The organism is Geobacillus sp. C56-T3 (assembly GCF_000092445.1).
Classification (GTDB): Bacteria; Bacillota; Bacilli; order Bacillales; family Anoxybacillaceae; genus Geobacillus; species Geobacillus thermoleovorans.
Genome location: NC_014206.1, coordinates 1,115,218 through 1,142,092 on the forward strand (window position 1 = coordinate 1,115,218; position 26,875 = coordinate 1,142,092).

General features: G+C 53.7%; 29 protein-coding genes. 25 read left to right on the top strand and 4 right to left on the bottom strand.

Annotated features, from left to right (window positions below; genetic code table 11):
* The first annotated feature begins 29 nt into the window (after nt 1-29).
* The 4 genes from gcvPA (at nt 30) to GC56T3_RS05715 (ending at nt 5,164) form a co-directional block, all read left to right on the top strand.
* Nucleotides 30-1,376 carry an aminomethyl-transferring glycine dehydrogenase subunit GcvPA gene (gene gcvPA / locus GC56T3_RS05700; protein WP_041468273.1) on the top strand — a complete coding sequence of 449 codons (1,347 nt, stop codon included), beginning with the start codon at nt 30-32 and terminating at the stop codon, nt 1,374-1,376.
* On the top strand, nt 1,369-2,829 hold the full coding sequence (gene gcvPB / locus GC56T3_RS05705; protein WP_013144752.1) for an aminomethyl-transferring glycine dehydrogenase subunit GcvPB: 1,461 nt from the start codon (nt 1,369-1,371) through the stop codon (nt 2,827-2,829). Before gcvPA ends, gcvPB begins: the two co-directional genes overlap by 8 nt.
* A gap of 134 nt (nt 2,830-2,963) precedes the next feature.
* Nucleotides 2,964-3,947, top strand: coding sequence for an aldo/keto reductase (locus GC56T3_RS05710; RefSeq protein ID WP_013144753.1), 984 nt, complete (start codon nt 2,964-2,966; stop codon nt 3,945-3,947).
* Nucleotides 3,948-3,976: 29 nt separating this feature from the next.
* Nucleotides 3,977-5,164 (top strand): ROK family protein, encoded by a 1,188-nt coding sequence (locus GC56T3_RS05715; protein WP_013144754.1) that lies wholly within the window; start codon nt 3,977-3,979, stop codon nt 5,162-5,164.
* A gap of 56 nt (nt 5,165-5,220) precedes the next feature.
* Here GC56T3_RS05715 and GC56T3_RS05720 read toward each other — a convergent pair whose 3' ends face one another.
* Nucleotides 5,221-5,595: a rhodanese-like domain-containing protein gene (locus GC56T3_RS05720; protein ID WP_012820561.1), complete on the bottom strand. Its 375-nt coding sequence runs from the start codon at nt 5,593-5,595 to the stop codon at nt 5,221-5,223.
* A gap of 210 nt (nt 5,596-5,805) precedes the next feature.
* On the opposite strand from GC56T3_RS05720, the gene GC56T3_RS05725 reads away from it, so the two are divergent.
* From GC56T3_RS05725 to GC56T3_RS05735, 3 genes are all read left to right on the top strand, one after another.
* The gene (locus GC56T3_RS05725) at nt 5,806-6,642 is read left to right on the top strand and encodes a biotin/lipoate A/B protein ligase family protein (protein ID WP_012820562.1); all 837 of its coding nucleotides are present in this window, start codon (nt 5,806-5,808) and stop codon (nt 6,640-6,642) included.
* 254 nt (nt 6,643-6,896) lie between these two features.
* Nucleotides 6,897-9,470, top strand: coding sequence for a vitamin B12-dependent ribonucleotide reductase (locus GC56T3_RS05730; protein WP_013144755.1), 2,574 nt, complete (start codon nt 6,897-6,899; stop codon nt 9,468-9,470).
* Nucleotides 9,471-9,594: 124 nt separating this feature from the next.
* On the top strand, nt 9,595-11,007 hold the full coding sequence (locus GC56T3_RS05735) for a LysM peptidoglycan-binding domain-containing protein (RefSeq protein WP_013144756.1): 1,413 nt from the start codon (nt 9,595-9,597) through the stop codon (nt 11,005-11,007).
* 39 nt (nt 11,008-11,046) lie between these two features.
* Here the strand turns inward: GC56T3_RS05735 and GC56T3_RS05740 are convergent, their stop codons facing one another.
* Entirely contained in the window at nt 11,047-11,424 is a 378-nt protein-coding gene (locus GC56T3_RS05740; RefSeq protein WP_013144757.1) for a hypothetical protein, read from the bottom strand.
* Between the two features lie 214 nt (nt 11,425-11,638).
* Here GC56T3_RS05740 and GC56T3_RS05745 point away from each other — a divergent pair, with 214 nt between their 5' ends.
* From GC56T3_RS05745 to GC56T3_RS05760, 4 genes are all read left to right on the top strand, one after another.
* Nucleotides 11,639-12,109, top strand: a complete 471-nt coding sequence (locus GC56T3_RS05745; RefSeq protein ID WP_255347859.1) for a DUF2332 domain-containing protein — start codon at nt 11,639-11,641, stop codon at nt 12,107-12,109.
* 104 nt (nt 12,110-12,213) lie between these two features.
* Nucleotides 12,214-13,239, top strand: a complete 1,026-nt coding sequence (gene splB, locus GC56T3_RS05750) for a spore photoproduct lyase (protein WP_013144758.1) — start codon at nt 12,214-12,216, stop codon at nt 13,237-13,239.
* 168 nt (nt 13,240-13,407) lie between these two features.
* The gene (gene mntR, locus GC56T3_RS05755) at nt 13,408-13,833 is read left to right on the top strand and encodes a transcriptional regulator MntR (protein WP_011231898.1); all 426 of its coding nucleotides are present in this window, start codon (nt 13,408-13,410) and stop codon (nt 13,831-13,833) included.
* Nucleotides 13,834-13,920: 87 nt separating this feature from the next.
* Nucleotides 13,921-14,802 carry a patatin-like phospholipase family protein gene (locus GC56T3_RS05760; RefSeq protein ID WP_013144759.1) on the top strand — a complete coding sequence of 294 codons (882 nt, stop codon included), beginning with the start codon at nt 13,921-13,923 and terminating at the stop codon, nt 14,800-14,802.
* A gap of 78 nt (nt 14,803-14,880) precedes the next feature.
* Here the strand turns inward: GC56T3_RS05760 and GC56T3_RS05765 are convergent, their stop codons facing one another.
* Both GC56T3_RS05765 and GC56T3_RS05770 read right to left on the bottom strand, forming a co-directional pair.
* Nucleotides 14,881-15,237 carry an SA1362 family protein gene (locus GC56T3_RS05765; RefSeq protein WP_013144760.1) on the bottom strand — a complete coding sequence of 119 codons (357 nt, stop codon included), beginning with the start codon at nt 15,235-15,237 and terminating at the stop codon, nt 14,881-14,883.
* A gap of 22 nt (nt 15,238-15,259) precedes the next feature.
* Complete coding sequence (locus GC56T3_RS05770; RefSeq protein ID WP_013144761.1) at nt 15,260-16,195, bottom strand: DUF1385 domain-containing protein; 936 nt, start codon at nt 16,193-16,195, stop codon at nt 15,260-15,262.
* A 187-nt stretch (nt 16,196-16,382) separates the two neighbouring features.
* Between GC56T3_RS05770 and GC56T3_RS05775 the strand changes: the two genes are divergently transcribed.
* The 14 genes from GC56T3_RS05775 (at nt 16,383) to accC (ending at nt 26,869) form a co-directional block, all read left to right on the top strand.
* Nucleotides 16,383-16,913 carry a YqhR family membrane protein gene (locus tag GC56T3_RS05775; protein ID WP_013144762.1) on the top strand — a complete coding sequence of 177 codons (531 nt, stop codon included), beginning with the start codon at nt 16,383-16,385 and terminating at the stop codon, nt 16,911-16,913.
* Between the two features lie 667 nt (nt 16,914-17,580).
* Nucleotides 17,581-18,642: a Xaa-Pro peptidase family protein gene (locus GC56T3_RS05785; protein WP_012820573.1), complete on the top strand. Its 1,062-nt coding sequence runs from the start codon at nt 17,581-17,583 to the stop codon at nt 18,640-18,642.
* 27 nt (nt 18,643-18,669) lie between these two features.
* Nucleotides 18,670-19,227 (top strand): elongation factor P, encoded by a 558-nt coding sequence (efp, locus tag GC56T3_RS05790; RefSeq protein WP_011231892.1) that lies wholly within the window; start codon nt 18,670-18,672, stop codon nt 19,225-19,227.
* A gap of 176 nt (nt 19,228-19,403) precedes the next feature.
* A complete protein-coding gene (locus GC56T3_RS05795; protein WP_011231891.1) occupies nt 19,404-19,685 on the top strand; it encodes a YqhV family protein in 282 nt (93 codons plus the stop codon).
* 61 nt (nt 19,686-19,746) lie between these two features.
* Entirely contained in the window at nt 19,747-20,667 is a 921-nt protein-coding gene (spoIIIAA, locus tag GC56T3_RS05800) for a stage III sporulation protein AA (RefSeq protein WP_013144763.1), read from the top strand.
* Nucleotides 20,664-21,176 (top strand): stage III sporulation protein SpoIIIAB, encoded by a 513-nt coding sequence (gene spoIIIAB, locus GC56T3_RS05805; protein ID WP_011231889.1) that lies wholly within the window; start codon nt 20,664-20,666, stop codon nt 21,174-21,176. Before spoIIIAA ends, spoIIIAB begins: the two co-directional genes overlap by 4 nt.
* Before the next feature lie 15 nt (nt 21,177-21,191).
* Complete coding sequence (spoIIIAC, locus tag GC56T3_RS05810) at nt 21,192-21,398, top strand: stage III sporulation protein AC (RefSeq protein WP_011231888.1); 207 nt, start codon at nt 21,192-21,194, stop codon at nt 21,396-21,398.
* A 21-nt stretch (nt 21,399-21,419) separates the two neighbouring features.
* Nucleotides 21,420-21,806 (top strand): stage III sporulation protein AD, encoded by a 387-nt coding sequence (gene spoIIIAD / locus GC56T3_RS05815; RefSeq protein ID WP_012820577.1) that lies wholly within the window; start codon nt 21,420-21,422, stop codon nt 21,804-21,806.
* Nucleotides 21,807-21,819: 13 nt separating this feature from the next.
* The gene (gene spoIIIAE, locus GC56T3_RS05820) at nt 21,820-22,983 is read left to right on the top strand and encodes a stage III sporulation protein AE (protein WP_013144764.1); all 1,164 of its coding nucleotides are present in this window, start codon (nt 21,820-21,822) and stop codon (nt 22,981-22,983) included.
* 10 nt (nt 22,984-22,993) lie between these two features.
* The gene (spoIIIAF, locus tag GC56T3_RS05825) at nt 22,994-23,605 is read left to right on the top strand and encodes a stage III sporulation protein AF (RefSeq protein WP_013144765.1); all 612 of its coding nucleotides are present in this window, start codon (nt 22,994-22,996) and stop codon (nt 23,603-23,605) included.
* Between the two features lie 7 nt (nt 23,606-23,612).
* Nucleotides 23,613-24,245, top strand: coding sequence for a stage III sporulation protein AG (gene spoIIIAG / locus GC56T3_RS05830; protein WP_011231884.1), 633 nt, complete (start codon nt 23,613-23,615; stop codon nt 24,243-24,245).
* 23 nt (nt 24,246-24,268) lie between these two features.
* Nucleotides 24,269-24,820, top strand: a complete 552-nt coding sequence (locus tag GC56T3_RS05835) for a SpoIIIAH-like family protein (protein ID WP_013144766.1) — start codon at nt 24,269-24,271, stop codon at nt 24,818-24,820.
* A 144-nt stretch (nt 24,821-24,964) separates the two neighbouring features.
* Nucleotides 24,965-25,498, top strand: a complete 534-nt coding sequence (accB, locus tag GC56T3_RS05840; RefSeq protein WP_041468279.1) for an acetyl-CoA carboxylase biotin carboxyl carrier protein — start codon at nt 24,965-24,967, stop codon at nt 25,496-25,498.
* A 15-nt stretch (nt 25,499-25,513) separates the two neighbouring features.
* Nucleotides 25,514-26,869: an acetyl-CoA carboxylase biotin carboxylase subunit gene (gene accC, locus GC56T3_RS05845; protein WP_013144768.1), complete on the top strand. Its 1,356-nt coding sequence runs from the start codon at nt 25,514-25,516 to the stop codon at nt 26,867-26,869.
* The last annotated feature ends 6 nt before the right edge of the window (nt 26,870-26,875 follow it).

Below are 26,875 nucleotides of genomic sequence, written 5' to 3' on the forward strand. Positions count from 1 at the left end.
CAAAGCGACAAGGAAAGGGGAAAAACGCAGTGCTCCATCGTTATTTGCCGATGACGGAAGAAGACAAACAGGAGATGTTGAAGACGATCGGCGTCGCCTCGATTGACGACTTGTTTGCCGATATTCCAGAACAAGTCCGCTTCCGCGGGGAGCTGAATGTGAAACCGGCGAAATCGGAGCCGGAGTTGTGGAAGGAGCTTGTTGCTTTAGCGGAAAAAAACGCCAATCTGAAACAATACGTTTCCTTTTTAGGCGCTGGGGTGTACGACCACTACATTCCAGCGGTGGTAGACCATGTGTTGTCGCGCTCTGAATTTTATACCGCGTATACCCCGTATCAGCCGGAAATTTCTCAAGGCGAGCTGCAGGCGATTTTTGAGTTTCAAACGATGGTGTGCGAGTTGACCGGCATGGATGTCGCCAACTCGTCGATGTACGACGGCGGCACGGCGCTTGCCGAAGCGGTGCTTCTTAGCGCCGCGCATACGAAGCGGAAGAAAGTGCTCATCTCGACCGCCGTTCATCCGCAATATCGGGAAGTTGTGCGCACGTACGCCAAAGGACAGAAGCTCGAAGTGAAAGAAATTCCGTATGACGGCGGCATCACCGATCTTAAGGCGCTTGAAGCGGAAATGGGGGATGATGTGGCGTGCGTTGTCGTCCAATACCCGAACTTTTTTGGTCAAATCGAGCCGCTGAAAGCGATCGCGCCGCTTGCGCATGAAAAGAAAAGTTTGTTTGTCGTCGCCAGCAACCCATTGGCGCTTGGTGTGTTGACTCCACCCGGAGCGTTTGGCGCCGACATTGTGGTCGGCGACATGCAGCCATTTGGCATCCCGACGCAATTTGGCGGCCCGCATTGCGGCTATTTCGCTGTCAAAGCGCCGCTCATGCGCAAAATTCCAGGCCGTCTTGTCGGGCAGACGACCGATGAGGACGGGCGCCGCGGGTTTGTCTTGACGCTTCAAGCGCGCGAACAGCACATCCGCCGCGATAAGGCGACATCCAACATTTGCTCCAATCAAGCGTTAAACGCCTTGGCCGCTTCCGTTGCGCTGTCGGCGCTTGGCAAGCGGGGCGTGAAAGAAATGGCGGCGATGAATATTCAAAAAGCGCATTATGCGAAGGTGGAACTTGAAAAGCGCGGACTGTCGTCGCCGTTTGCCGGTCCGTTTTTCAACGAGTTTGTCATCCGGCTTGGACGGCCGGTTTCTGATGTGAACGATCGCCTGCTCGAAAAAGGAATCATCGGCGGCTATGACCTTGGGGCTGACTATCCGGAGCTTGCCGGTCATATGCTTGTTGCTGTCACCGAACTGCGGACAAAAGAAGAAATCGATCGGTTTGTCAATGAATTGGGGGATGGCCATGCGTAACGATCAACCGCTTATTTTCGAACGAAGCAAGCCGGGGCGCATCGCCTACAGCCTGCCAGCGCTTGACGTGCCGGCTGTCGATGTCAGCGAGCTCGTGCCGGCCGATTATCTTCGCACTGAAGAGCCGGAGCTCCCGGAAGTGTCGGAGCTTGACTTAATGCGCCATTATACGGCGCTCTCGAAACGAAACCACGGCGTCGATTCCGGGTTTTACCCGCTCGGGTCGTGCACGATGAAATACAATCCGAAAATCAATGAAAACGTCGCCCGCCTCGCCGGGTTTGCCCACATTCATCCGCTTCAGCCAGAGAAAACGGTGCAAGGGGCGCTTGAGTTGATGTATGACTTGCAAGAGCATTTAAAAGAAATCACAGGCATGGATGCGGTCACCTTGCAACCGGCGGCCGGCGCCCACGGCGAATGGACCGGGCTGATGATGATCCGTGCTTACCATGAAGCAAACGGCGACTTCAACCGGACGAAAGTGATCGTCCCGGATTCAGCGCACGGCACAAACCCGGCGTCGGCAACGGTCGCGGGTTTTGAGACGGTGACGGTCAAATCGACCGCCGATGGACTTGTCGATTTAGAGGACTTAAAGCGCGTCGTCGGTCCGGATACAGCGGCGCTTATGCTCACGAATCCGAACACACTCGGGCTGTTTGAAGAGCATATTGTCGAAATGGCCGAAATCGTCCACAAAGCCGGCGGCAAGCTGTATTATGACGGCGCGAATTTAAACGCGATTCTTGGCAAGGCGCGCCCGGGGGACATGGGCTTTGACGTTGTTCATTTGAACTTGCATAAAACGTTCACCGGCCCGCATGGCGGCGGAGGCCCAGGCTCGGGCCCGGTCGGGGTGAAAGCCGACCTCGTTCCGTTTTTGCCGAAGCCGGTCATCGAAAAAGGGGAAAACGGTTATTACCTTGATGATGACCGTCCGCAATCGATCGGCCGCGTCAAGCCGTTTTACGGCAATTTCGGCATCAATGTTCGGGCGTACACGTACATCCGCTCGATGGGGCCGGACGGCTTAAAAGCGGTGAGCGAATATGCGGTGTTAAACGCCAACTATATGATGCGTCGGCTTGCTGAGTATTACGATTTGCCGTATGACCGCCATTGCAAGCACGAGTTCGTTCTCTCTGGCCGCCGGCAAAAGAAACTCGGCGTCAGAACGCTCGACATCGCCAAGCGACTGCTTGATTTCGGGTTTCATCCGCCGACGATTTACTTCCCGCTCATCGTTGAAGAATGCATGATGATCGAGCCGACGGAGACGGAGTCGAAAGAGACGCTCGACGCGTTTATTGACGCCATGATCCAAATCGCCAAAGAGGCGGAGGAAAATCCGGAAATCGTTCAAGAAGCGCCGCATACGACCGTTGTGAAGCGACTTGATGAAACGACCGCGGCGCGCAAACCGATTTTGCGCTACCAAAAAGAAACGTAAGCTAAGCCTTGTTCTTATGCGGCCTGCCTCATAAAGGGCGGGCCGCTTCGTTTTGCAACTGGCGCGTTGACAGAAAAGCTCAGTTAGTTTATCATATAAACTAATGGTTGAAGTCAACGAAAGGGGAGAGGGACATGCAATACCGCCAACTAGGAAACACCGATCTTCAAGTGAGCGCCCTCAGTTTCGGCACATGGGCGATCGGCGGTTCGTGGGGAAACGTCGACGACCAAGAATCGCTGCGCGCGCTCGCTTATGCGATTGATCGCGGTGTCAATTTTTTTGATACGGCCGATGTGTACGGCGATGGCCATAGCGAGGAATTGTTAGCGAAAGCGACGAAAGGAAAGGAAGACCGCGTCTATATTGCAACGAAGTTTTGCCGCGCCGGCGATATTCACGATCCGAATACGTATTCCGAGGCGTCGGTGCGCACCTATTGTGAAGCGAGCTTGAAACGGCTCGGACGTGAGACGATCGACTTGTATCAAATTCATTGCCCGCCGTTTGAAATCTTAAAGCAAGGCGCGGTGTTTGAAGTGTTGGAGAAGCTGAAGCAGGAAGGGAAAATCCGCTATTATGGTGTCAGCGTCGAAACGGTTGAAGAAGGGCTGTATGTCCTTGAGCACTCAAAGGCAAGCGCCTTGCAAGTCATCTTTAATATTTTGCGGCAAAAGCCGCTTGAGCGTCTGTTTCCGGAGGCAAAACGGCTTGGTGTCGGCATTTTGGTCCGTCTGCCGCTGGCAAGCGGGTTGCTGACTGGCAAGTTTACAAAACAAACAACGTTCCCTGAGGACGATCACCGTCATTTCAACCGCAACGGCGAACAGTTTAACGTTGGGGAAACGTTCGGCGGCCTTGAGTTTCAAAAAGGGGTGGAACTTGCCGACGAGCTGCGTTGGGTCGCTGATGGGCGCGGCAGCATGGCGAAAGCAGCGTTGCGCTGGGTGATCGATCATGAAGAAGTGACGTGTGCTATTCCAGGTTTTAAGACAGTGAAACAAGTGAAAGAAAACTTAGACGCGCTTCATGTGCCGCCATTTACAGAAGCAGAAAAGGAACGGCTTCGCCAGTTTTATTGGAGCGAGGTGCATCCGCACATCCGCGGGGCATACTAAGCAAATAAGAGGAAAAGGATGACAGAGACGTGCGGACAGGAAACATTTCTCTTGTAAAAAAAATGAATAAACAGCTCGTCTTAAAATTGATTCGCGACCAGCATCCGATTTCGCGCGCCGATATCGCCAAGACAACCGGATTGAACAAGGCCACTGTCTCCGCGCTTGTTGACGAACTGATCGCCGAGCATTTCGTCCATGAAAGCGGAATCGGCGAGTCAACCGGCGGGCGCCGGCCGCTCATGCTTCGCTTCAACGCCGACGCCGGCTCGCTTATCGGCGTTGAGCTGGGGGTGAACTATTTGTATGCCGTGTTGACCAATTTAAACGCGGACATTCTTTGGGAGCAACGGCGTTCGTTCCGCCCGTCTGAAGGGCAGGAGGCGATCATCGGCGAAATGATGGAGCTCATCGAGGCGGCCATCCGCCGGGCGCCGGCGACGCCGTACGGCGTGATGGGAATCGGCATCGGCGTGCCGGGCGTCGTCCATACCGAAAGCGGGACCGTTGTGTTTGCTCCGAACTTGCGCTGGGACGATGTCGCCTTGGCGGCTGTTTTGCGGCAACGGTGGCCTGAGCGTCCTGTCATTGTCGAGAATGAGGCGAAACTGGCGGCGCTTGGAGAAAAGTGGTTCGGCGCCGGCAACGAGTTCGCCCACTTTGTTTACATCAGCGCCGGAATCGGCATTGGCGCCGGCGTCGTTCTTCACCATCAGCTCTATCGGGGTGTCAGCGGCCTAGCTGGTGAAATCGGCCATCATACGATCGATGTCAACGGCATTCGCTGCAGCTGCGGCAACATCGGCTGCTGGGAAATGTATGCGTCGGAAAAATACATTGAACGCCGTTTGGCTGAAGAAGGGCGTTCCGAATGGCTCGATGAACGCTTTTCCATCGCTGCGATGGCGTTGGCAGCAGAAAGCGATGAACAGCTGGCGCGCATTTTGGAGGAAACGGGGCGCTATCTCGGCGTTGGGTTGTTGCAGGTGATTTATGCGTACAATCCAGAAACAGTCATCATCGGCGGTCCGCTTGCCCAAGCGGGCGAGTATGTGATCGGTCCGGCGCGCCAAGAAGTGAGAAAGCGAATTCTCGTCAAAAAAGAAAGCGAGCCGTCCATCATCTCCTCCAAGCTGAAAGAGAAAAGCTGCGCCATCGGCGCGGCTGCTTCGGTGCTTGAGGCGGTCGTCCTGCCGCCGGAATTTGCGGCGGTCTAGCGCATGCGAAAAGAGGCGCCTGCCTGTTTCGGCAGAGCGCCTTTTTGGTTAACGGGCTACGCTTTTTTCTTCACTTTCCCGGTCCATGTTTTAAATCCGCCTTTTAAATGGTACAAGTCGCGGTATCCTTTTCGGTAGAGCATTTGCGCGGCCCGCCCGCTGCGCAGTCCGTTTTGGCAGTACAAATAGATCGGCTGGTCTTTGCGCAATTCTTTCATGCGCACGCGAAGCTGCGTGAGCGGGATGTTGCGCGCCCCTAAAATATGTCCAGCCGCAAACTCATCCGGTTCGCGGACATCAATCAATTGCGCTTTCCGGTAGCCGGCGCGGAATTCTTCTTCCGTCAACGATTTGACAATTCGTCTTTGCCAAATGTATGTGATCACCGAATAAATGATGATCGCGCCGAGAATAATGAGCAATGCTTCCACCCCATCATGCCTCCCTTCGCTTCGTCTGCTATTTCCTATTATATAAAGTCGCCGCCGGGAAGCAAAGAGATTTTCGCCATGCCATTTTTCTTTCCTTCACCGGCGTTGTTTGCTAAACTAATAAAGGCGGCCAAAAGTGTCCCGCCCCTTGGCGGTGGTCGACAAGCCGCCGCAGCGTTTAGAGTATGGAACAATAGAGAAGGTGGAACGATGGCAAAAGAAGTATGGCGCTTTATCGATTCCGGCTATTGCCCGCCGGCGTTCAATATGGCGCTCGATGAGGCGCTTCTCGATTGGCACAGCGAAGGCAAAATTCCGCCGACGATCCGCTTTTACGGCTGGAATCCGCCGACGTTGTCGATTGGTTATTTTCAAAAAGTGGAAAAAGAAATTGATTTAGAGGCGGTGAAACGGCACGGCCTCGGCTTTGTCCGTCGGCCGACCGGCGGGCGCGGCGTCCTGCACGATAAAGAATTGACATACAGCGTGATCGTCTCCGAGTCGCACCCGGCGATGCCGAAGACGGTGACGGAAGCATACCGCGTCATTTCCCAAGGCATTTTAGAGGGATTTCGTTATCTTGGATTGGATGCGTATTTTGCCGTGCCGAGGACAGAAGAAGAGAAAGCCGATTTGCGCAGCCCGCGTTCGGCTGTTTGTTTTGACGCGCCGTCATGGTACGAACTTGTCGTTGAGGGGCGGAAAATCGCCGGCAGCGCGCAAACGCGGCAAAAAGGCGTCATTTTGCAGCATGGTTCGATTTTGCTCGATTTGGACGAAGACTTGCTGTTCAGCTTGTTTAAATATCCAAACGAGCGGGTGAAAGAGCGTCTGCAGCGCGATTTTAAAAAGAAGGCGGTCGCGATCAATGAGTTGACGAGCCGCACGGTGACGATCGAGGAAGCGAAAGAGGCGTTTTACAAAGGATTTGAAAAAGGATTGAACATCGTATTGGAACCGTACACGCTCACCGCCGAAGAGCGGGCGTACGTCGAAGAGCTGGCGCGGACGAAATACGAAAGCGACGAATGGAACTTCAAGCGCTGAGCAGCGACGCGGTAAATCGTTCGTTTTCCGGCAAAAACAGCGGCACTCCCCCGTTTTTCTCCGCTTTTCGCCTTGTTTTGTTTTTTTTTGCTTGACAAAATGAAATCATTTGTTCTCTTTAACAATATATAGTATGATTTTCATAAAAAATCATACTATATATTGTTTTTTTCTGTTTGATATGGTAAGGTAGAGAAGACAGGACAACTTTGCCAAAAACATGAGAGATTATATAAAAGAGGAGAGATAGGAGAATGACGGTGGCGTCATCCGAAAAAATGAAGATCAATATTGACAAGCTGAACGAGGATATCCGCCTATTTCCGCAAGTGCATCCGATTACGCCGGATATGCACATCACCCATAAAGGCGTATCCCGTTTGGTCATGCTTGACCGGTATTCATTCAAAGATACGGAGAAGCTGACGCTCACACCGGGCGACTTCGTCGTGTTGACGATCAAGGAGGATCCGAAATTCCCGGCACGAGGGCTCGGGTTTATCGTCGACATCGATTGGGAGGCGAAAAAGGCGCGCGTGTTGATTGAAGACGAATACCGGCACGTGCTCGAAGGGGAAGAGGCGGAGACCGGCATTGTGGTTCGGTCGCTCGACATTATTGATAAGCCGCTCGAGATTTTCTATGAGCAAATCGCCAAGCGCAATGCGACCGGGCTGGCGGCGGTGGAAAAGACGGAAGAAAAGCGGAAAGAGTGGTTCGAAAAGTTTTATCAAGAGCTCGCAAGCTTGAATTTTGTTCCGGCCGGCCGCGTGTTGTACGGGGCGGGTTCGGGCAAGGAAGTGACGTATTTCAACTGCTATGTGATGCCGTTTGTGAAAGACTCGCGCGAAGGAATTTCCGAACATCGGAAGCAGGTGATGGAAATCATGAGCCGCGGCGGCGGCGTTGGGACGAACGGCTCGACATTGCGGCCGCGCCATACGCTTGCGCGCGGGGTGAACGGCAAATCGTCCGGGTCGGTCTCGTGGCTTGACGATATTGCGAAGCTGACCCACCTTGTCGAGCAAGGTGGCTCCCGCCGCGGCGCCCAAATGATTATGCTGGCCGACTGGCACCCGGACATTATCGAATTCATCGTCTCGAAAATGCAAAACCCGCGCATTTTGCGCTACCTGCTCGAAAACATGGAAGACGAAGGCATCAAAAAAGCAGCGCGCGACAAGCTGAAATTCACGCCGCTCACCGAGCGGGAGCGGGCGATGTACGAAGCGATCGTCCGATACAAGAACGAGCCTGACTACGGCGGATTCACCGAAGACATCATCAAAGACGCCGAAGAAAAACTGCGCACCGGCGGTACATATACGGTGCACAATCCTGACTTTTTGACCGGTGCGAATATTTCCGTCTGCTTGACGAAAGAGTTCATGGAAGCGGTCGAAAAGGACGAAGAATACGCGCTCCGCTTCCCGGACGTGGAAACCTATTCCGAAGAGGAAATGCGCATTTACAACGAAAAATGGCATGAAGTCGGCGATGTACGCGAATGGGAGAAAATGGGCTATCGCGTCCGCGTCTACCGGAAAATCCGCGCCCGCGAACTGTGGAAGCTGATCAACATTTGCGCGACGTATTCGGCCGAGCCGGGCATTTTCTTCATCGACAACGCCAACGAAATGACGAACGCCCGCGCGTACGGGCAAAAAGTCGTGGCGACCAACCCGTGCGGGGAACAACCGTTGGCACCGTATTCGGTGTGCAATCTGGCCGCCATTAACTTGGCGAACATGGTCGACAAAGAACGGAAGGTCGTGGACTACGAAAAACTGAAACGCACGGTCGAAATCGGGGTGCGGATGCAAGACAACGTCATTGACGCCACGCCGTACTTCCTTGAGGAAAACAAAAAACAAGCGCTCGGCGAGCGCCGCATCGGCCTTGGCGTCATGGGGCTTGCAGACTTGCTCATTTACTGCGAAAAAGCGTACGGCTCTGAGGAAGGAAACCAGCTTGTCGATGAGCTGTTCCGCACGATCGCCACGACCGCATACCGGGCATCGATCGAGCTGGCGAAAGAAAAAGGCAGCTTCCCGTTTTTGGTCGGCGAAACGGAGGAAGAGACGCGCAAGCTGCGTGAAGCGTTCATCAACACTGGCTACATGAAACGGATGCCGGAAGATATTCGTCAAGATATTTTGAAATACGGCATCCGCAACTCGCACTTGCTGACGGTGGCGCCGACGGGATCGACAGGGACAATGGTCGGCGTCTCAACCGGGCTTGAGCCGTACTTCTCGTTCTCGTACTACCGGAGCGGGCGCTTGGGCAAATTTATCGAAGTGAAAGCGGACATCGTCCAAGAATATTTGGACAAACATCCGGAAGCCGATCCGAACCACTTGCCGCCTTGGTTTGTGACGGCGATGGACTTGCCTCCGGAAGCGCACGCCGATGTGCAGTGCATCATTCAACGCTGGGTCGACTCGAGCTTGTCGAAAACGGTCAACGCGCCAAAGGGCTACACCGTCGAGCAAGTGCAAAAAGTGTACGAGCGTTTATGGCGTTGCGGTGCGAAAGGCGGAACCGTCTATGTCGACGGCAGCCGCGATGCGCAAGTGTTGACGTTAAAGGCTGAGGAGAATCGGATTGAAGAGCAACTTGAACTGCTTCCAGAGGAGCTTGAGGAAAAAGAGACGAAACGCGCCGTTGTGCTTGTGGATACGATTCAAGATGTGCGCGCCACCGATGTGACGATTGGTTCGGAAGTTGGCAATATTTGTCCGATTTGCCGCGAAGGGACGGTCGAAGAGATCGGCGGCTGCAACACGTGCACCAACTGCGGCGCGCAGCTGAAGTGCGGCCTGTAATGGTGATACGGATGGGTTTGGATGGATGAAACGCTGGTTTCCGTAGAGGAACCGGCGTTTTTTTTACATAAAAGGCAAAAGCCAAAATATAGTGGTAAAAGGAGGGAACGAAAGGGGGAGCGTCATGATTGTCCATGTTGTAAAGCGCGGGGAGACGCTTTGGCAGTTGGCTCAGCGTTACGGCGTTCCACTCGAGCGGATTGTCGCCGCCAATGAACTGAGCGACCCGAACCGGCTAGCCGTTGGCCAAGCGCTCGTCATCCCGGTTCCATATCGTTACCATACGGTCCGCACAGGGGAAACGTTATGGCAAATTGCGCGCCAGTATGGAGTGGCGGTCGAAGCGATTATACAGGCGAACCGGATCACGAATCCGTCGCTCCTTTATCCAGGGACAACGTTGTTCATCCCAGCGCGCATCCATACGGTGCGAAGCGGGGAGACGCTGGCGCAAATCGCTTCGTTCTACGGAGTGACGGTTCAGCAGCTGATCGAAGTAAACGATATTACCGATCCGAACCGGATCGTCCCCGGACAGCGGCTCATCATCCCGCCGGCGAAGCCGCTCATCGAGGTGAACGCATTTACGGTGGACCAAGGGGAGAAAGGAGCGGAGCAAGTGCGCGAAGTCGGCCGCCATTTGACCTATGCCGCGCCATTCGCCTACACGATCCGCGCCGATGGCGGGCTCAATCCGATCAATGATACAGCATTCATTCAGGCGGCTTATGCCGCCCGTGTCGTGCCGATGATGACGATCACGAACTTTACGTACCAAGACCCGGGCTCGAGGCTGGCGCAGACGATTCTGGCCGACGTTGCGCTGCAAACGCGATTGCTTGACAACGTCATTCAAGTGATGCGAGCAAAAGGGTACAGCGCGTTGAATGTCGATTTTGAAAATGTCTATCCGTCCGACCGCAAGCGGTATAACGAGTTTTTGCAGCGGGCGGCCAACCGGCTTCACGCCGAAGGGTATGTTTTATCGACGTCTCTGGCGCCCAAAATAAGCGCTGAACAAAAAGGGCTGCTGTACGAAGCGCACGACTACCCAGCCCACGGACGCATCGCTGATTTTGTTGTCCTTATGACCTATGAGTGGGGCTACCGGTTTGGGCCGCCGCAAGCCATTTCGCCGGTGAATCAAATTCGGCGCGTGCTCGATTATGCGGTGACCGCCATTCCGCGTAGCAAAATCATGATGGGGTTTCAAATTTATGCCCGCGACTGGGTGCTGCCGCACGTGCAAGGGCAAGAGGCGGAAACGTTCAGTCCGAAAGAGGCGCTCGAGCGCGCCGTTCGCTACGGAGCGTCTATCCAATACGATGCGGCGGCGGCTTCGCCTTTTTACCGCTACACGGACGAACAAGGGCGTCAGCACGAAGTATGGTTTGAAGACGCCCGCAGCGCGTTGGCGAAATTTGAATTGGTGAAAGAATACGGATTGCGCGGAATCAGCTACTGGGTGCTCGGGTATCCGTATCCGGAAAACTGGGTGCTGTTAGAAGACAATTTCCGCATTCGCAAGCGGGGATAAGCAGTTCGAGCGTATGCGCCGGTCATCGGGCATGCGCTTTTACTTTGTTTCTTGGAGTTCGAGCCGCTTTTTGAGTTGATAAATTTCCAGATCGTGCTGGCTGATCTTATGCTTTAAATACTCAATCGCCATGGTCGTGTCACGCCAATCATGCGGTAATATGTCGAACATACGCCGATGGCCAGCCAACTTGTCCTCGATTTTTTTGAAATGGCTGCGTGTCTCGATGATGAAATGGTCCAACTTTTCCCCGAGGCGTTGTTGCTGTTCTTCGAGGCGCTGTTGTCGTTCTTCGAGGCGTTGTTGTCGTTCTTCGAGGCGCTGCTGTCCGGCTTCTAGGCGGTCGAGGCGTTCATGAATCGGCTGCAACTCCTCTTTCAGCACCGAGCGAAGCAATTCGACAAGCTCGTGAGACATTCTGCATCCCTCCTTTCAGTTTAGTTTTATTGTATCATTGCGTTCATGGGCTGTCATGGCAAATCGCAAAGGTGTGCGAATGTTTTGCAGGGCAATCTGTATGTTGGAACGAATATAGTAAGCGAAAGGATCGAGTTTCTAGTTGATGGAATTCAATGGCATGAAGAGAGCGAAGAATGTTGTGAAAAGTCGAAGAATAAGGGAGAGGATCAAGTTGAATTTCACATGGGTCGCTGAACGGATCGGTATCGATTTGCATGTGATTGACTTGAAAAAAGAGGATGATCGACGATGGATGAAGGCGCTCATTTGGCCCGAACATAAAGACCGGCGCCAATTGTTTGAAAAGGCAGCCCGATGTCTGGAACAAACGCCGATTCGTCTGATCGAGGGAGACGGGGTTGAACTTCTCTCTGATCTTGTTGCACAAGTTCCGTCCGATACCGTTGTTTGCATCTTCCACACGCATGTCGCGAACCAAATGTCAGATGAGGCAAAGCGTGGATTGCTTGAGCAGCTTCGTGAAATCGGCCGCCAACGGGATTTGTTCCATGTGTATAACAATATGTGGGATCCGAAACTGCATCTGGATCGCATGATCAATGGCCGAGAATGCCGGCAAATCGTTGCTGAAACCGACGGCCATGCCCGCTGGTTTCGCTGGGAGGCGGATGGATGTGGATGAGGAGGCGACAAGGAAACGAAAAAAGAATTCCAAATAAAGTAAGATAACGACTCCCCCGTTCTCGTCCATACTAACTGTAAAGATGGACGAAATGGGGGGAAACGATGAAACCGTTTGTGCCAAAACTTGTGTATTTCGAACCGGAGGCGTTGTCGTACCCGCTCGGGCAGGAACTGTATGAGAAATTTACGCAAATGGGAATTGAGATTCGCGAGACGACATCGCACAACCAAGTGCGCGGCATTCCGGGAGAGACGGAGCTGGCCCGGTATCGAAATGCGAAATCGACGCTCGTTGTTGGCGTGCGGCGGACGCTGAAATTTGATTCATCGAAGCCGTCAGCCGAATACGCCATTCCGTTGGCAACCGGATGCATGGGCCATTGCCATTATTGCTATTTGCAAACGACATTAGGAAGCAAGCCATATATCCGCGTGTATGTCAACTTGGACGACATTTTCGCTCAAGCGCAAACGTATATTGACGAGCGCGCACCCGAGATCACTCGCTTCGAGGCGGCATGCACGTCCGACATTGTCGGGATCGATCATTTGACCCATTCGCTGAAAAAAGCGATTGAGTTTATTGGCGCGACCGACTACGGGCGGCTCCGATTTGTGACGAAGTATGAGCATGTCGACCATTTGCTTGATGCCAAGCATAACGGCAAAACGCGGTTTCGCTTCAGCGTCAACTCCCGCTATGTGATCAACCATTTCGAGCCGGGAACGTCCTCCTTTGACGCGCGGCTTCAAGCAGCGCGCAAAGTGGCCGGTGCCGGCTATAAGCTCGGCTTTGTCGTCGCGCCGATTTACCGGCATGACGGCTGGGAACAAGGGTATTTTGAATTGTTTCAGGAGCTCGCCCGGCAATTGGAAGGGGTGGACTTATCTGATTTGACGTTTGAGCTCATCCAGCATCGGTTTACCAAGCCGGCCAAGCGGGTCATCGAGCAGCGTTACCCGAAAACCAAGCTCGATTTGGACGAATCGAAGCGCAAGTATAAGTGGGGGCGGTACGGCATCGGCAAATATGTGTACCGTGACGAGGAAGCGCGGGAGCTGGAGGAAACCATGCGCTCGTATATTGCTCGCTTTTTTCCATCGGCCCAAGTGCAGTATTTTACGTAATGTTCCCTTCATGGTATAATGGGATTGATTGCTATTTTTTGTTTGCCTGGGCGGCCGACTGGCCCGGCAGCGTCTAGCCGAAGCGGGCAAAGCGGCAATGTTCATGAGAGATGCTGACGGCCGCTGCACTTGTCTGCGGCAGACAAATGTAATGGGAGGGGACAAACGTTGCCGACACCAAGCATGGAAGATTATATTGAGCAAATTTACATTTTGATTGAAGAAAAGGGCTATGCCCGCGTCTCTGACATCGCTGAAGCGTTGTCCGTCCATCCCTCCTCGGTGACGAAAATGGTGCAAAAGCTCGATAAAGATGAGTATTTAGTGTATGAGAAATACCGCGGACTCGTCTTGACGCCAAAAGGAAGAAAAATCGGCCAGCGGCTCGTCTACCGCCATGAGCTGCTTGAGCAGTTTCTCCGTTTGATCGGTGTCAGCGAAGAAAACATTTACCGCGACGTGGAAGGGATTGAACACCATTTGAGCTGGAACGCCATCGACCGGATCGGCGATTTGGTGCAGTATTTTCAAGAGGACGAACGCCGCCTTGAAGCGCTGCGCGATGTCCAAAAGCGCAATGAACAAGGAGAGTAAGCCGATGCTTGCTCTTTTTTGTTTGCCGTACTAAATGCCCTCCTTTTTTCTTACATATGTATAAACGGCAAAAAGGGGGAGGCGGCGGTGGACATTGATCTTGTCTTTTCCGGCGGCGGGGTGAAAGGGTTTGCGTTGCTTGGAGCGTATGAAGCGATTGAGGAAAAAGGTCTGCGCTGGAAGCGGCTTGCCGGCACGAGTGCGGGAGCGTTGCTTTCGGCGTTGCTATCGGCAGGCTACAGCGCTCGCGATATCGACCGACTGCTTGAGGAGTTGGAGTTGGAGCAGTTTTTGGATGAACGGCCGCTATGGATTCCGTTTTCGCTTTGGAAATGGGTGCGCTTGTATTGGCATCTTGGGCTGTATCAAGGAAAGGCGTTTGAGCGGTGGCTCGAGGCCGCGCTCGCCGCCCGCGGCGTGCGGACGTTTCAAGATGTGCCGGCCGGCAGTTTGTATATCGTCGCTTCCGATGTGACGAACGGGCGCATCGTCGTGCTGCCGGACGATTTAGCCATATACGGCATTGACCCTGGGTCGTTTTCCATCGCCAAGGCAGTGCGGATGAGCATCAGCATTCCTTATTTCTTTGAGCCGGTCCGCCTTCGCGGGCGAAACGGTGTGGCTTTCATTGTCGACGGGGGGGTGTTGAGCAACTTTCCGCTGTTTTTGTTCGATGAAGAAAAGAAGAAAAAACGGCCGGTGCTGGGCGTTCAGCTGAGCCCAAAACCAGGGGAGCGGCCGAAACGAACGATCACCAATGCGCTCGATTTGTATGAGGCGCTGTTTGCGGCCATGAGAGAGGCGCATGATGCGCGCTACATTTCGCGTCGCCATGAAAAAAACATCGTCTTTTTGCCGGTGGACAACGTTATTTCCACGGAATTTTCCATCGACCTGGAAGCGCGCCGGCGCCTGATCGATTACGGACGCGAGCGGACGCGGCAGTTTTTGCGCCAATGGGCGTACTAGACGGGAAAGCGGCAATAGGGCACACCTCTGCCGCCGATTTTTCAGCTGAACGGCAGAGGCAAACAAAAAAGAATCAAGCTAAAACGAAGCTCGATTCTTTTTTTTGCCTTTTTTGCCCTCGATCACGGTCAAGTGCGGAATGGCCGTCCGTTTTTTCAGCGGCCGCTTCAGTTTCGCCGGCTTTGCTTGTTTGCGCCCGGAGCGGGGATGGAGCTTTTTCGACTGCCGCACCGCCTTTAAATACGATAACCGATCTTTATCGGTGCGGCGTTGGTATACGAACCGGTAGAAGAGATAAATGGCGGCCAAAAACAGCGCAACAAACAACAGCTGGCGGAACAGCACCGTCGGATGGGCAAAAAGGGTATAGACAATGCCAAGCGTTCCAAGCAAAATCATAAGCCCGACAAGCGGATGAATGGCCCGGCGCCGCAATGAGTCCACCCCCTTTGATCGATTACTGCACCGCTTGTTTCCTTTCGGCTTCCGCTTCCAAATCGAGAAGCCGCTGAAACGAGGCGATGGCCACTTCCACTTGGTCATCGTCCGGTTCTTTTGTCGTCAACCGCTGCAGCCATAGCCCAGGATAGCCAAGCCAGCTTAGCAGCGGAATATCCCTCAATTTATTTGTAAACTGCAAGACTTCAAACGAAACGCCAAGCACGACAGGAATTAAAGCGAGCCTGTTTGCGATTCGCAGCCAAAGCGGATCCGTCGGCACGAACAAATAAAGGAATAAGCTGATCATGACAGTAAATAAAATGAAGCTGCTGCCGCATCGGTAGTGAAGGCGCGAGGCGCGCTGGACGTGCTCAACAGTGAGCGGCCACCCCGCTTCAAAGGCGTTGATGACTTTATGTTCCGCCCCGTGGTATTGGAACACGCGCCTAACAAGCGGCGTCAACGAAATAAAGTAAATGTAGCCGAGCAAAAGAGCAAGCTTAAAGGCTCCTTCAAGCAAAATTTGCCCCATTTTCCCCGGTACGAGCGGTTTAAAGGCGTCGGCGGCGAGCGCCGGAACGAGCGTAAAAATGGTTTTGGCGAATAAAAACGATAGCACGCCGATGACGGCGGCGCCGAGAATCAGCCCGAATTTGGAGCGGCTTTCTTCGGCGGCCTGTTTTTCGTCCGAGGACGCCTCATATTGTTCGCTGGCAAACTGCAAATGCTTGGCCCCGTTTGCGCTCGCCTCAATAATGGCGACAATGCCGCGGACAAACGGGATTTTTTTCAGGGCAGCCAGCGTCGGATGGCTGCGGCGAGGCAGCGTAAAATAGTCAATCGTCCCGTCATGGCGGCGAATAGCGGTGACGGAGTGCGTCTTGCCAGCAAACATCACCCCTTCAACGACCGCTTGGCCGCCGTATAACGGTTTCTCCATTGATGATTTCATCAGGCCAACACCAACCTATTTTTTATGTTTATTATTTTATTCTACAAGAAATATCCGGAAACCTCTAGGTTGATGCTACTATTATGATTTCCAAAAAATCCATGATTTACACAAAAGCGGTCATTTTTTTCGTTTGATTCATGGGACGGTCGGCTTTCGGTCATACTACCAGACAAGGAGGTGCACGATGATGGTGGAACAAAAAGGGGAGCTCGAGCAAGAGAAGACGGAGCGGCCGATGACGCTCATACAAAAAACGATCATCATCGGGTTTGTCGGCGGGGTGTTTTGGAGTTTGATCGGCTATTTGGCCTATTTTTTCCATTTCAGTGAAATCAGTCCGAATATGATTCTCATCCCGTGGGTTGCCGGGGACTGGAAATATGGGAAAGCCGGCAATTATGCGGCCATCGTGCTGATCGGCATCATTTCCATTGCGGCGGCGCTTTTGTACTACGCGTTCCTGCGCAAGATCGCCGGTATGTGGGCGGGAATGGTATATGGCGTGGTGCTTTGGATGATGGTCTTTTATTTGTTTAATCCACTGTTTCCAAACGTCCAACCAGTTGCAGACTTAGAAGCGAATACGATTATTACGACGCTTTGCCTATACATTTTATATGGCGTATTTGTCGGCTATTCGATTTCGTTTGAAGCTCAAGAAATGAATCGACCGGCGTCAAATGTCGGAAAAGAGGCGGCAAATGAAGGAAACTGATGAAGCTTCTTTTTGCTCTCACCCGCTCGAGTGAGTGCTGCATCAAGCGCCGCGCGGATGTCTAGCGGAAACGACCATCTTTATGGTAAAATAAAGAAGGTTTTGGCACGTTTCAGCATCAGGCGTGTTGATGAACCAATAAAAACCAGATGAGAAGGCTCTGTTCCCAGCTTTTCTGCCGTCGTCGGCAAGCGGTTCGCTTGCCGACTGGGCATATGACGGCATGCTCTCCTCAAACAATGAACGTTTTGCTGGCAAATGACATTTGCCTGCCGGCGTTCTTGTTCGAGGGAAGAGACAGAAAAGCTTGTGTTCAGCCATATGATTCTGTGTTTTTTTATCAATTTGAAGTTTTCGCATTTGTAGCTTTTACTGAGCATTGGATCGGCGTGACGGAGGCAAGCAAAGGCTTGCCCTCGACAGTCGAAAAATCGATAAGTGGCTTTTCTGTCAAAGATATGTTAAACGTTTTGGTTGCACCTATATAGTAAAATAATGGATCATCAACACTTGTGTTTCACCATCAGTCCATGGCTGCTGCGGGCGCTGCGTGAAACTGGCGCGCCTACGAGGTCTTTCGCGTCATTCTGACCGCGAAGATTTTCTCCGCTCTCGACGCAGGCAGCCAAGGAGACGAGCACACTCTAAGGGAAGAGGAGACGGAAACATGGAAAAGCTGGAAAAGCTTCGGGAGCTTCTTGACGAGCAGCATATCGACGGGCTGTTAGTCACAAACGGCTACAACCGCCGCTATTTGACCGGGTTTACTGGCACGGCCGGCGCTGTACTTGTCAGCCGTCAAGGGGCGGTGTTGGTTACGGACTTCCGCTACGTCGAACAAGCATCGAGGCAAGCCCAAGGGTTTGAAGTCGTCCAGCACAGCGGGCCGATCATCGAAGAAATTGCCAATCAGGTGAAGCGGCTTGGCATCAAGAGGCTTGGCTTTGAGCAAGAACATGTCACCTATGCCGCATACAAGTCGTATGAAGAAGCCATCCGCGCTGAACTCGTGCCAACGTCTTGGCTCGTAGAAAAATTGCGCTTGATTAAGTCAGAGGCAGAGATTAAGATATTAAAGGAAGCAGCAGAAATCGCCGATGCGGCGTTTTCGCACATTTTGTCGTTCATCCGTCCAGGCGTTAAAGAAATCGAAGTGGCGAATGAGCTGGAATTTTTTATGCGCAAACAAGGGGCGTCTTCGTCCTCCTTTGATACGATCGTTGCCTCCGGCTACCGTTCGGCGCTGCCGCACGGGGTGGCGTCAGAGAAAACGATCGAGCGCGGCGAGCTCGTCACGCTTGATTTCGGGGCTTACTATAAAGGGTATTGTTCCGATATTACGAGAACGGTCGCCGTCGGCGACATTAGCGCGGAGCTGCGGACGATCTATGACATCGTTCTTGAAGCGCAGCAACGCGGCATGAACGGGCTCAAGGCAGGCATGACCGGCAAAGAGGCTGATGCGCTCACGCGCGATTACATCCGCGAAAAAGGGTATGGCGACTATTTCGGCCATTCGACCGGCCATGGGATTGGATTGGAAATTCACGAAGGGCCGACGCTTTCGTTCCGTTCGGATGTCGTGCTTGAGCCAGGCATGGTTGTCACCGTCGAGCCGGGCATTTACATCCCGGGGCTTGGCGGGGTGCGCATCGAGGACGATACGGTCATCACTGCTGACGGGAACGAAGCGCTCACCCATTCGCCAAAAGAACTGATCATTTTATAATGGATTGCGTGAGGAGGATTTCGGCTAATGATTTCAGTCAACGATTTTCGCACAGGACTTACGATTGAGGTGGACGGCGAGATTTGGCGCGTCCTTGAATTCCAGCACGTCAAGCCGGGCAAGGGGGCGGCGTTCGTCCGTTCGAAGCTGCGCAATTTGCGCACCGGCGCCATTCAGGAGCGGACGTTCCGCGCCGGCGAAAAAGTGAACCGGGCGCAAATCGACACACGCAAAATGCAATATTTGTACGCCAACGGCGACCAACACGTTTTTATGGATATGGAAACGTATGAACAAATCGAGCTGCCGGCGAAACAAATCGAGCATGAACTGAAGTTCTTGAAAGAGAATATGGAAGTATTTATTATGATGTACCAAGGCGAAACGATCGGCGTCGAGCTGCCGAACACCGTAGAGCTGAAAGTCGTCGAAACAGAGCCGGGCATTAAAGGTGATACCGCTTCTGGCGGTTCGAAGCCGGCGAAGCTCGAAACCGGCCTTGTCGTTCAAGTGCCGTTTTTCGTCAACGAAGGCGACACGCTCATCATTAATACGGCCGACGGCACGTACGTTTCGCGGGCGTAAGCGCAAGCCCGACAGGCACCGTCTCGGACACCTTCCGGGGCGGTGTTTTTTATGCGCAAAATGGGCGCCGTTTTGCTCTCCCCCATCGTTTTCCTCAGTAAAAACTTCTTCTGAAACGGCTTGTTTTCGCATACGTTTGTACTAATCGATCCCATTTGGCAAAACAGGAGGGGAACATGAAACATTGGCTGCGATCGATCGATCCGTCCGTTATGGCCATGGCTGGCATGCGGATGGTGTCCGCGTTCATTGAACTGAGCGCGGCGCTGTTGATGCTTGTGTTCAATGACGTGAAAAAAGCGCTTGCCGTTAATGCCGCGCTTGCTGTCGTCGGTCCAACCGTCATGATGGTGACCATGGCGATTGGACTGCTTTCGCTTGCGGACGAGCTCTCGTTTTCACGGCTTGGGCTTGTGGCGCTCGGGATAGCGCTCATTTTGTTCGCGATTTACAAGTAAGGCATAAACGGCGCATTCCGCCCATACATATGAACTAGTCCACAAGAAAAGGGGGAGGGCCATGGAAGCGGTGTGGGGAATTTTGCCGAAAACGGTCGCCGCCGCGTTGCAGCACCATCTTCCTTCATGCCGCCGCGGAATTGAAGAAATCCGCATCCGCGTCTCCCGGCCGCTTGAGGTGATCGTCGACGGAACGGCCCGATTGCTGCCGTATGAAGTGACGAAAGAAGACGGCGTGCATTTGCTCAACAAATTGAGTCATTATTCGATCTATGCCGTCGAAGAAGAGCTGAAGCGCGGATTTATGACGATTGAGGGGGGGCATCGCGTTGGGCTGGCCGGCAAAGTCATTACTGAAGGGGGCAAGGTGAAAGCGATCCGCGATGTTTCCTCGTTTAACATTCGCATCGCCAAGGAACAGATCGGCATCGCCGAGCCGCTGATTCCGTATGTGTACGACGGCCGCTGGCGTCATACGATGATCATCGGCTCGCCGCAGACGGGAAAAACGACGCTCCTGCGCGATGCGGCGCGCTTGATTAGCAGCGGGACGAGGCGCATTCCGGCGCAAAAGGTGGCGATCGTTGACGAACGATCGGAAATCGCTGGCTGTGTGAAAGGGATTCCTCAGTTTTCGTTCGGCCCGCGCCTTGACGTGTTGGACGCCTGCCCGAAAGCGGAAGGGATGATGATGATGATCCGCGCGATGAGCCCTGATGTCATGATTGTCGACGAAATCGGGCGCGAGGAGGACAGCGAGGCAGTGCTTGAAGCGGCCAATGCTGGCGTCTCTGTATGGACGACTGTGCACGGCCGCAACATCCAAGACGTCTGGCAGCGTCCGACGCTCGGACCGGTGATGGAACAAAAGGTGTTTGAACGGTTTATTGAGCTGACGAACATTCCCCATCCCGGCTCAATCCGACGCATTCTCGACGCTGGCGGAACGGTGCTGTATGAAAGGGCGGTGGTCCATCGATGAAATGGTTTGGCGCTCTGTTGATTCTCGCCGCCTCAACATGGCTTGGGTTTGCCGCCGCCCGCGTGTTGCACGAGCGGCCGCGCCAGCTCCGCCAGCTGAAAGCGGCGCTGAGGGCGCTTGAGGCGGAAGTGATGTATGGCCATACGCCGCTTGCCGACGCCGCTATGCATCTCGCCCGGCAAACGGCCGCCCCGTTGTCCGAATTGTTCGAGCGGTTTGCCGCCGCGTTATGCACAGAAGAAACGAGCGCCGCCGAGGCATGGGAAAAAAGCTTGCGAGCCGTATGGGGAAAAACCGCTCTAAAGCAAGGAGAATTTGAAGTGATGAAACAATTTGGCGCCACGCTTGGCCAATACGACCGGCTCACCCAGCAAAGGCAAATCGCGCTGGCGCTCGCCCATCTTGAGAGGGAGGAAGCGGAAGCGCTAGACAACCAGGCGCGCTACGCCAAGATGGCGAAAAGTTTAGGCGTGTTGGCCGGCCTGCTGCTCGTCATTTTACTCATGTAGACAGGAGGCAGAATCATGGGCATCGATGTCGATCTCATTTTGAAAATCGCCGGCGTCGGCATCGTCATCGCGTTTTTGCATACGGTGCTCGATCAGATGGGGAGGAAAGAATACGCCCAATGGGTGACGCTGCTCGGCTTTATTTATATTTTGTTTATGGTCGCTTCCATCGTCAGCGACTTGTTCCAAAAAATCAAGGATGTCTTTTTGTTCCGCGGGTAGGAGGGATCGGCCATTGACATTTTGCAAATCGTCGGCCTCGGGTTGATCGCGACGTTTTTGGTCGTGTTGCTGCAAGAGCAAAAGTCGAATCTGGCCTTTTTGTTGACCGTGTTTGTCGGCTGCACCATTTTTCTGTTGTTGGTCGATCAAATCAGCAGCATTTTGGCGATGTTGCGAAAAATGGCCGAAGGCGCCCATATTCAGATGGTGTATTTAGAGACGATGCTGAAAATCATCGGCATTGCCTACATTGCCGAGTTCGCCGCGCAAATTTCCAAAGACGCCGGCCAAGGGGCGATCGCCGCCAAAATTGAGCTCGGCGGCAAAATCGTCATTTTGGCGCTGGCTGTTCCGATTTTAACCGCGATCATCGAAGCGGTCATCGGCCTCATCCCGTCGGCGCGCTAAAGGGGGGAACGGATTGAAGCGAACAGCGTTCCTTATTGTCGGGCTGCTTTCTCTCTTTTTTTGCCCGTTGGTCGTACAAGCCGCAAGCGATGGACCGTCGGTCAGCGAGCAGCTCGCTCAGCTCGATGTGAGCGATATCCGCCGCTATTGGGAAACGATCGTCAGCGAGTATGGAGGGTTTTTGCCGGAAAGCGAGAAAGGGTCGCTCACCGATTTTTTAAGCGGCGACAAGCAATGGTCGCCGTCCGAATGGCTGAAGGCGCTCGCCCGCTATTTGTTTTATGAACTGCAGGTGAACGGCAAACTGCTCGGCACGCTCATTTTGCTTGCTGTCTTCAGCACGGTGCTGCAATCGCTGCAAAATGCATTCGCTCAGCAGGAAGTAAGCAAAATCGCCCAGGCGGTCGTCTATATGGTGCTCTTGTTGATCGCCTTAAACAGCTTTCGCCTCGCGGCGGATTATGCGCTTGAGGCGGTGCGGACGATGAGCCATTTCATCATCGCCCTCGTTCCGCTGCTGCTCGCCCTGCTTGCCACTTCCGGCGGGGTCGCGTCGGCGGCGTTTTTCCACCCGATCATTTTGTTTGTGATGAACACCACCGGCACGGTCGTTGAATACGTCACCTTGCCGCTTTTGCTTCTGGCTGCGCTGCTTTCTGTCGTCAGCACGCTCAGCGACCGTTACAAGGCGACTCAGCTCGCCGATTTGCTCAACAAAGCCGCCCTCGGTTTGCTCGGCCTCATTTTGACCGTGTTCCTTGGTGTCATGTCCGTGCGAGGAGCGACAGCGGCCGTGGCTGACGGCGTGGCGCTCCGGGCGGCGAAATTTGTCACCGGCAATTTCATCCCGGTCGTCGGCAAGCTGTTCACCGATGCCGCCGATACGGTCGTCGCCGCTTCCATGCTGTTGAAAAATACGGTCGGGTTGGTCGGGGCGGCGATTTTGCTCATGATCGCCATCTTTCCAGCGGTGAAAATTTTCGCCGTCGTCATCGTCTACAAACTATCGGCTGCTCTTCTGCAGCCGCTTGGCGGCGGACCGGTATTGTCCTGCCTCAACATCATCGGCAAAAGCATCGCCTACGTGCTGGCGGCGCTGCTCATTGTGTCGCTCATGTTTTTCTTAAGCCTCACCGTCATGGTGATGGCCGGGAACATTACGATGATGGTCCGCTAGGGGGAGCGCTATGCAGCTAGTCATTGAGTGGGTGACAAACATCATTTTGTTTTTGTTGTTTGCTGTCATCATCGATTTTTTGCTGCCGTCGGGGACGATGCAAAAATACGTTAAAATGGCTGTCGGGCTTATGCTCGTTCTCGTGATGCTCGCTCCGATGCTCCGGCTCGCTTCCGTTGATCCCGAGCAGCTCATCGCGTCGGCGCTCGTCCATTTTTCCAACGGCCGTGCGGGGGAAGAGGCAATAAAAAATCAAATCGAACAGCAGAAAAAAGAAATACAAGCCTCGCAACGCGCATATATTTTAAAACAAATGGCTGTCCAGCTCGAAAACGATGTCAATGAGGAGTTGATGGAAAAGTATGGGCTGAAAGCGGATGTCAACGTTTACGCCAAACCAGGCGACGACTGGCGCATGCCGGATGACATCAAGACGATTGAGGTCGTCCTTTCGAAACAGAAGTCAGCCGGTTCGGTGGAACCGGTTGTCATCGATACGACGAAGCCGCCGGCTTTGCCGGAGGGCGATGCTTCGCTGGCAGAGGAGGTGCGCGCTTTTCTCGCCGGCCGATGGGAAATCGATGAAGATAAAATTGACGTGCAATTTAGGGGGAGGGAATAGAGGGGGGATGTTGCCGCTCATCAAACGGCTCTTTTCTTCAGCGCCGAAAGACGGGGAAGGAGCACAGAAAAAATGGCCGTTTTCGTACGTCGTCGTCCTGCTGTTGGCTGGTGTCGCCTTGATGGCGGCAAGCCATTGGGCAAACAGTGGAGAGGAAGCCGAAGCGAAGCCTTCCGCCGGGCAGCCGTCCGCTCCAGCCGAGCCGGCATTCCTGGCAAGCAAGGAGACGAAAGAGAAAGTGATCGCCGCCTATGAGGAGCGGTACGAAAAAGAATTGAAAGCCGCTCTTGAGGCGATCGAAGGGGTGGATGATGTCACGGTCGTCGTCAATCTCGATTCCACGGAGTTGAAACTGTATGAGAAAAAGCGTTCGACCCAGCAGCAGACAACGGAAGAGAGCGACAAGGAAGGCGGGAAGCGGACGATCGAAAACGAGTCGACCAATGAAGAAGTCATCATTATTCATAACGGCGAAGAAGAAACGCCGCTTGTCGTCGCCACGAAAAAGCCGGACATCCGCGGCGTCCTCGTTGTCGCCAAAGGGGCGGATAATTTGCAAATCAAAAAATGGATCGTCGAGGCGGTGACGCGCGTGTTAAACGTTCCGAGCTACCGCGTCGCTGTCTTGCCGAAAAAATGACCGGGTAAGGGGAGGAGATCGGCATGTTGAAAAAACAAACCGTATGGCTGTTGACGATGTTGAGCTTGGTCGTTGTGCTGTCGGTCTATTACGTGACAGCGCCAAAAAATATGAACGACAGTCCGGCATTTACCGCCAATAAGAAAACGGAAAAAACAACCGATCAGCCGAGCGTCGCTGTCGAAGAGGCGAAAAAGCCGTCCGCGTCTGGCGAAACGGGCGACGACTTGTTTACAGCGCTGCGCATGAAAATTGAGGATGAACGGAGCCGGCTGCGCGATGAGCTGAACGCCATTGTCGCTTCAGCGAACGCGACGGTGGAAGAAAAAAATGAAGCGCTCGACAAAATTGAAAAATTGCAAGCATTGTCCGAAAAAGAAGCCACGTTGGAGACGCTCATCAAATCGAAAGGCGGTTATGAAGACGTGCTCGTGCGCGCCGATGACAACCAAGTGCGCGTGACGATCAAAGCGAAACAAAGCTCAGCTAAATCGGCGAATGAAGTCATTCATATGGTGAAAAAAGAAATACCCGATGCTGAATACGTGACGGTTGAGTTTCAGCCGGCTGGATGAACGCGCTGCTCTTTAGGGCAGCTTCTTTTTTTGCGGAAAAGTCTTTTGTTTGTCCTACTGTTGTGTGTATAATCGTTATGGACACGTTTAGGCACCGCCAGAAAGGAACGGGCTGCACGATACTTGGAGAAAGGTGTGAGATCGATGAAAATTCAAGAAATCCGTGAATTGATCCGCTTGGTCGACCAGTCCTCGATTGACGAATTCGTATACGAACAAGGCGAAACAAAAGTACATATGAAAAAAGGAACGGCGGCTGTTGCCGTTGCGTCGGCTGCGGCCGCACAGACGGCGGTCGCGCCGCCGGCGCCTGCCGCTCCGGCAGCGGTCGAACCGGCTCCGGCAGCTCCTCCCGTTCAAGCAGCGGCCTCGGAAGCGCCGGCACCGAAAGCGGAAACGCCGGTGGTCAAAGAAGCAAAGCCGGCTGTGGAAGGCAACTTGCATCAAATTACTTCGCCGATGGTCGGCACGTTCTACGCAGCGCCGGCGCCGGACAAGCCGCCGTATGTGAAGCCGGGCGACAAAGTGAAAAAAGATACGGTCGTTTGCATCATCGAGGCGATGAAGCTGTTTAATGAAATTGAAGCGGAAGTCGATGGCGAAATTGTCGAGGTGTTGGTGCAAAACGGCCAGCTCGTCGAATATGGCCAGCCGTTGTTTTTAGTCAAGCCTGAATAAGGGAGAGAACGGACGATGATCAAAAAAGTGTTGGTGGCGAACCGCGGGGAAATCGCCGTCCGCATCATCCGCGCCTGCCGCGAGCTTGGGATTGAGACGGTCGCTGTCTTTTCGCAAGCCGACCGCGACGCCTTGCACGTGCAGCTGGCTGATGAGGCGTACTGCATCGGGCCGACCGCTTCGAAAGACAGCTATTTAAATTTCACAAACATTATGAGCGTCGCCACGCTGACTGGCTGTGACGCCATCCACCCCGGTTACGGGTTTTTGGCGGAAAATGAAGCGTTCGCCGAGCTGTGCCGTGAATGCAACGTGACATTTATCGGCCCAAGTCCGGAAGCGATTGCAAAAATGGGCATGAAAGACATCGCTCGCGAGACGATGCGCGAGGCGGGGGTGCCGATCGTGCCTGGGTCGCGTGGGGTTATCGAAAGCCTTGATGAGGCGCGGGCGATTGCCGAAGAGATCGGCTATCCGGTCATCATTAAAGCGACGGCCGGCGGCGGCGGGAAAGGAATCCGCGTCGCCCGCGACGAAGGCGAGCTCGTCAAAAGCATCAACATCACCCAGCAGGAAGCGGCGACGGCGTTTGGCAACCCAGGCGTCTATATTGAAAAATATATCGAAGATTTCCGCCATGTCGAAATTCAAGTGCTCGCTGATTCGTACGGCAATACGATTCATCTCGGTGAGCGCGACTGCTCGATCCAGCGCCGGCTGCAAAAACTGGTCGAGGAAGCGCCGTCGCCGGCGCTTGACGACGAGATGCGCCGGAAGATGGGCGAGGCGGCGGTCAAGGCGGCGAAAGCGGTCAACTACACCGGCGCCGGTACGGTTGAATTTATTTATGACCACCGGAACAAACAATTTTACTTCATGGAGATGAATACGCGCATTCAAGTCGAGCATCCGGTCACGGAACTGATCACCGGCATCGATTTGGTCAAGGAGCAAATCCGCATCGCCGCCGGTGAAAAGCTGTCGATCACCCAAGAGGACGTCACGTTTAACGGCTGGGCGATCGAGTGCCGGATCAACGCCGAAAATCCAGCGAAAAACTTTATGCCGTCGCCGGGGAAAATCGCCATGTACCTGCCGCCGGGCGGCCCGGGCGTGCGCGTCGATTCCGCCGTCTATCCAGGCTATACGATCCCGCCGTATTATGATTCGATGATCGCCAAATTGATCGTTCATGCGCCGACGCGTGCGGAAGCGATCGCCCGCATGAGACGGGCGCTTTCGGAGTTTATCATCGAAGGCATTCATACAACGATTCCGTTCCACATAAAATTAATGGAGCATGAGAAATTTCAAAGCGGTGAGTTTAATACGAAGTTTTTGGAGTTATATGATATTATGAAGGCGGAATAGGAGGTG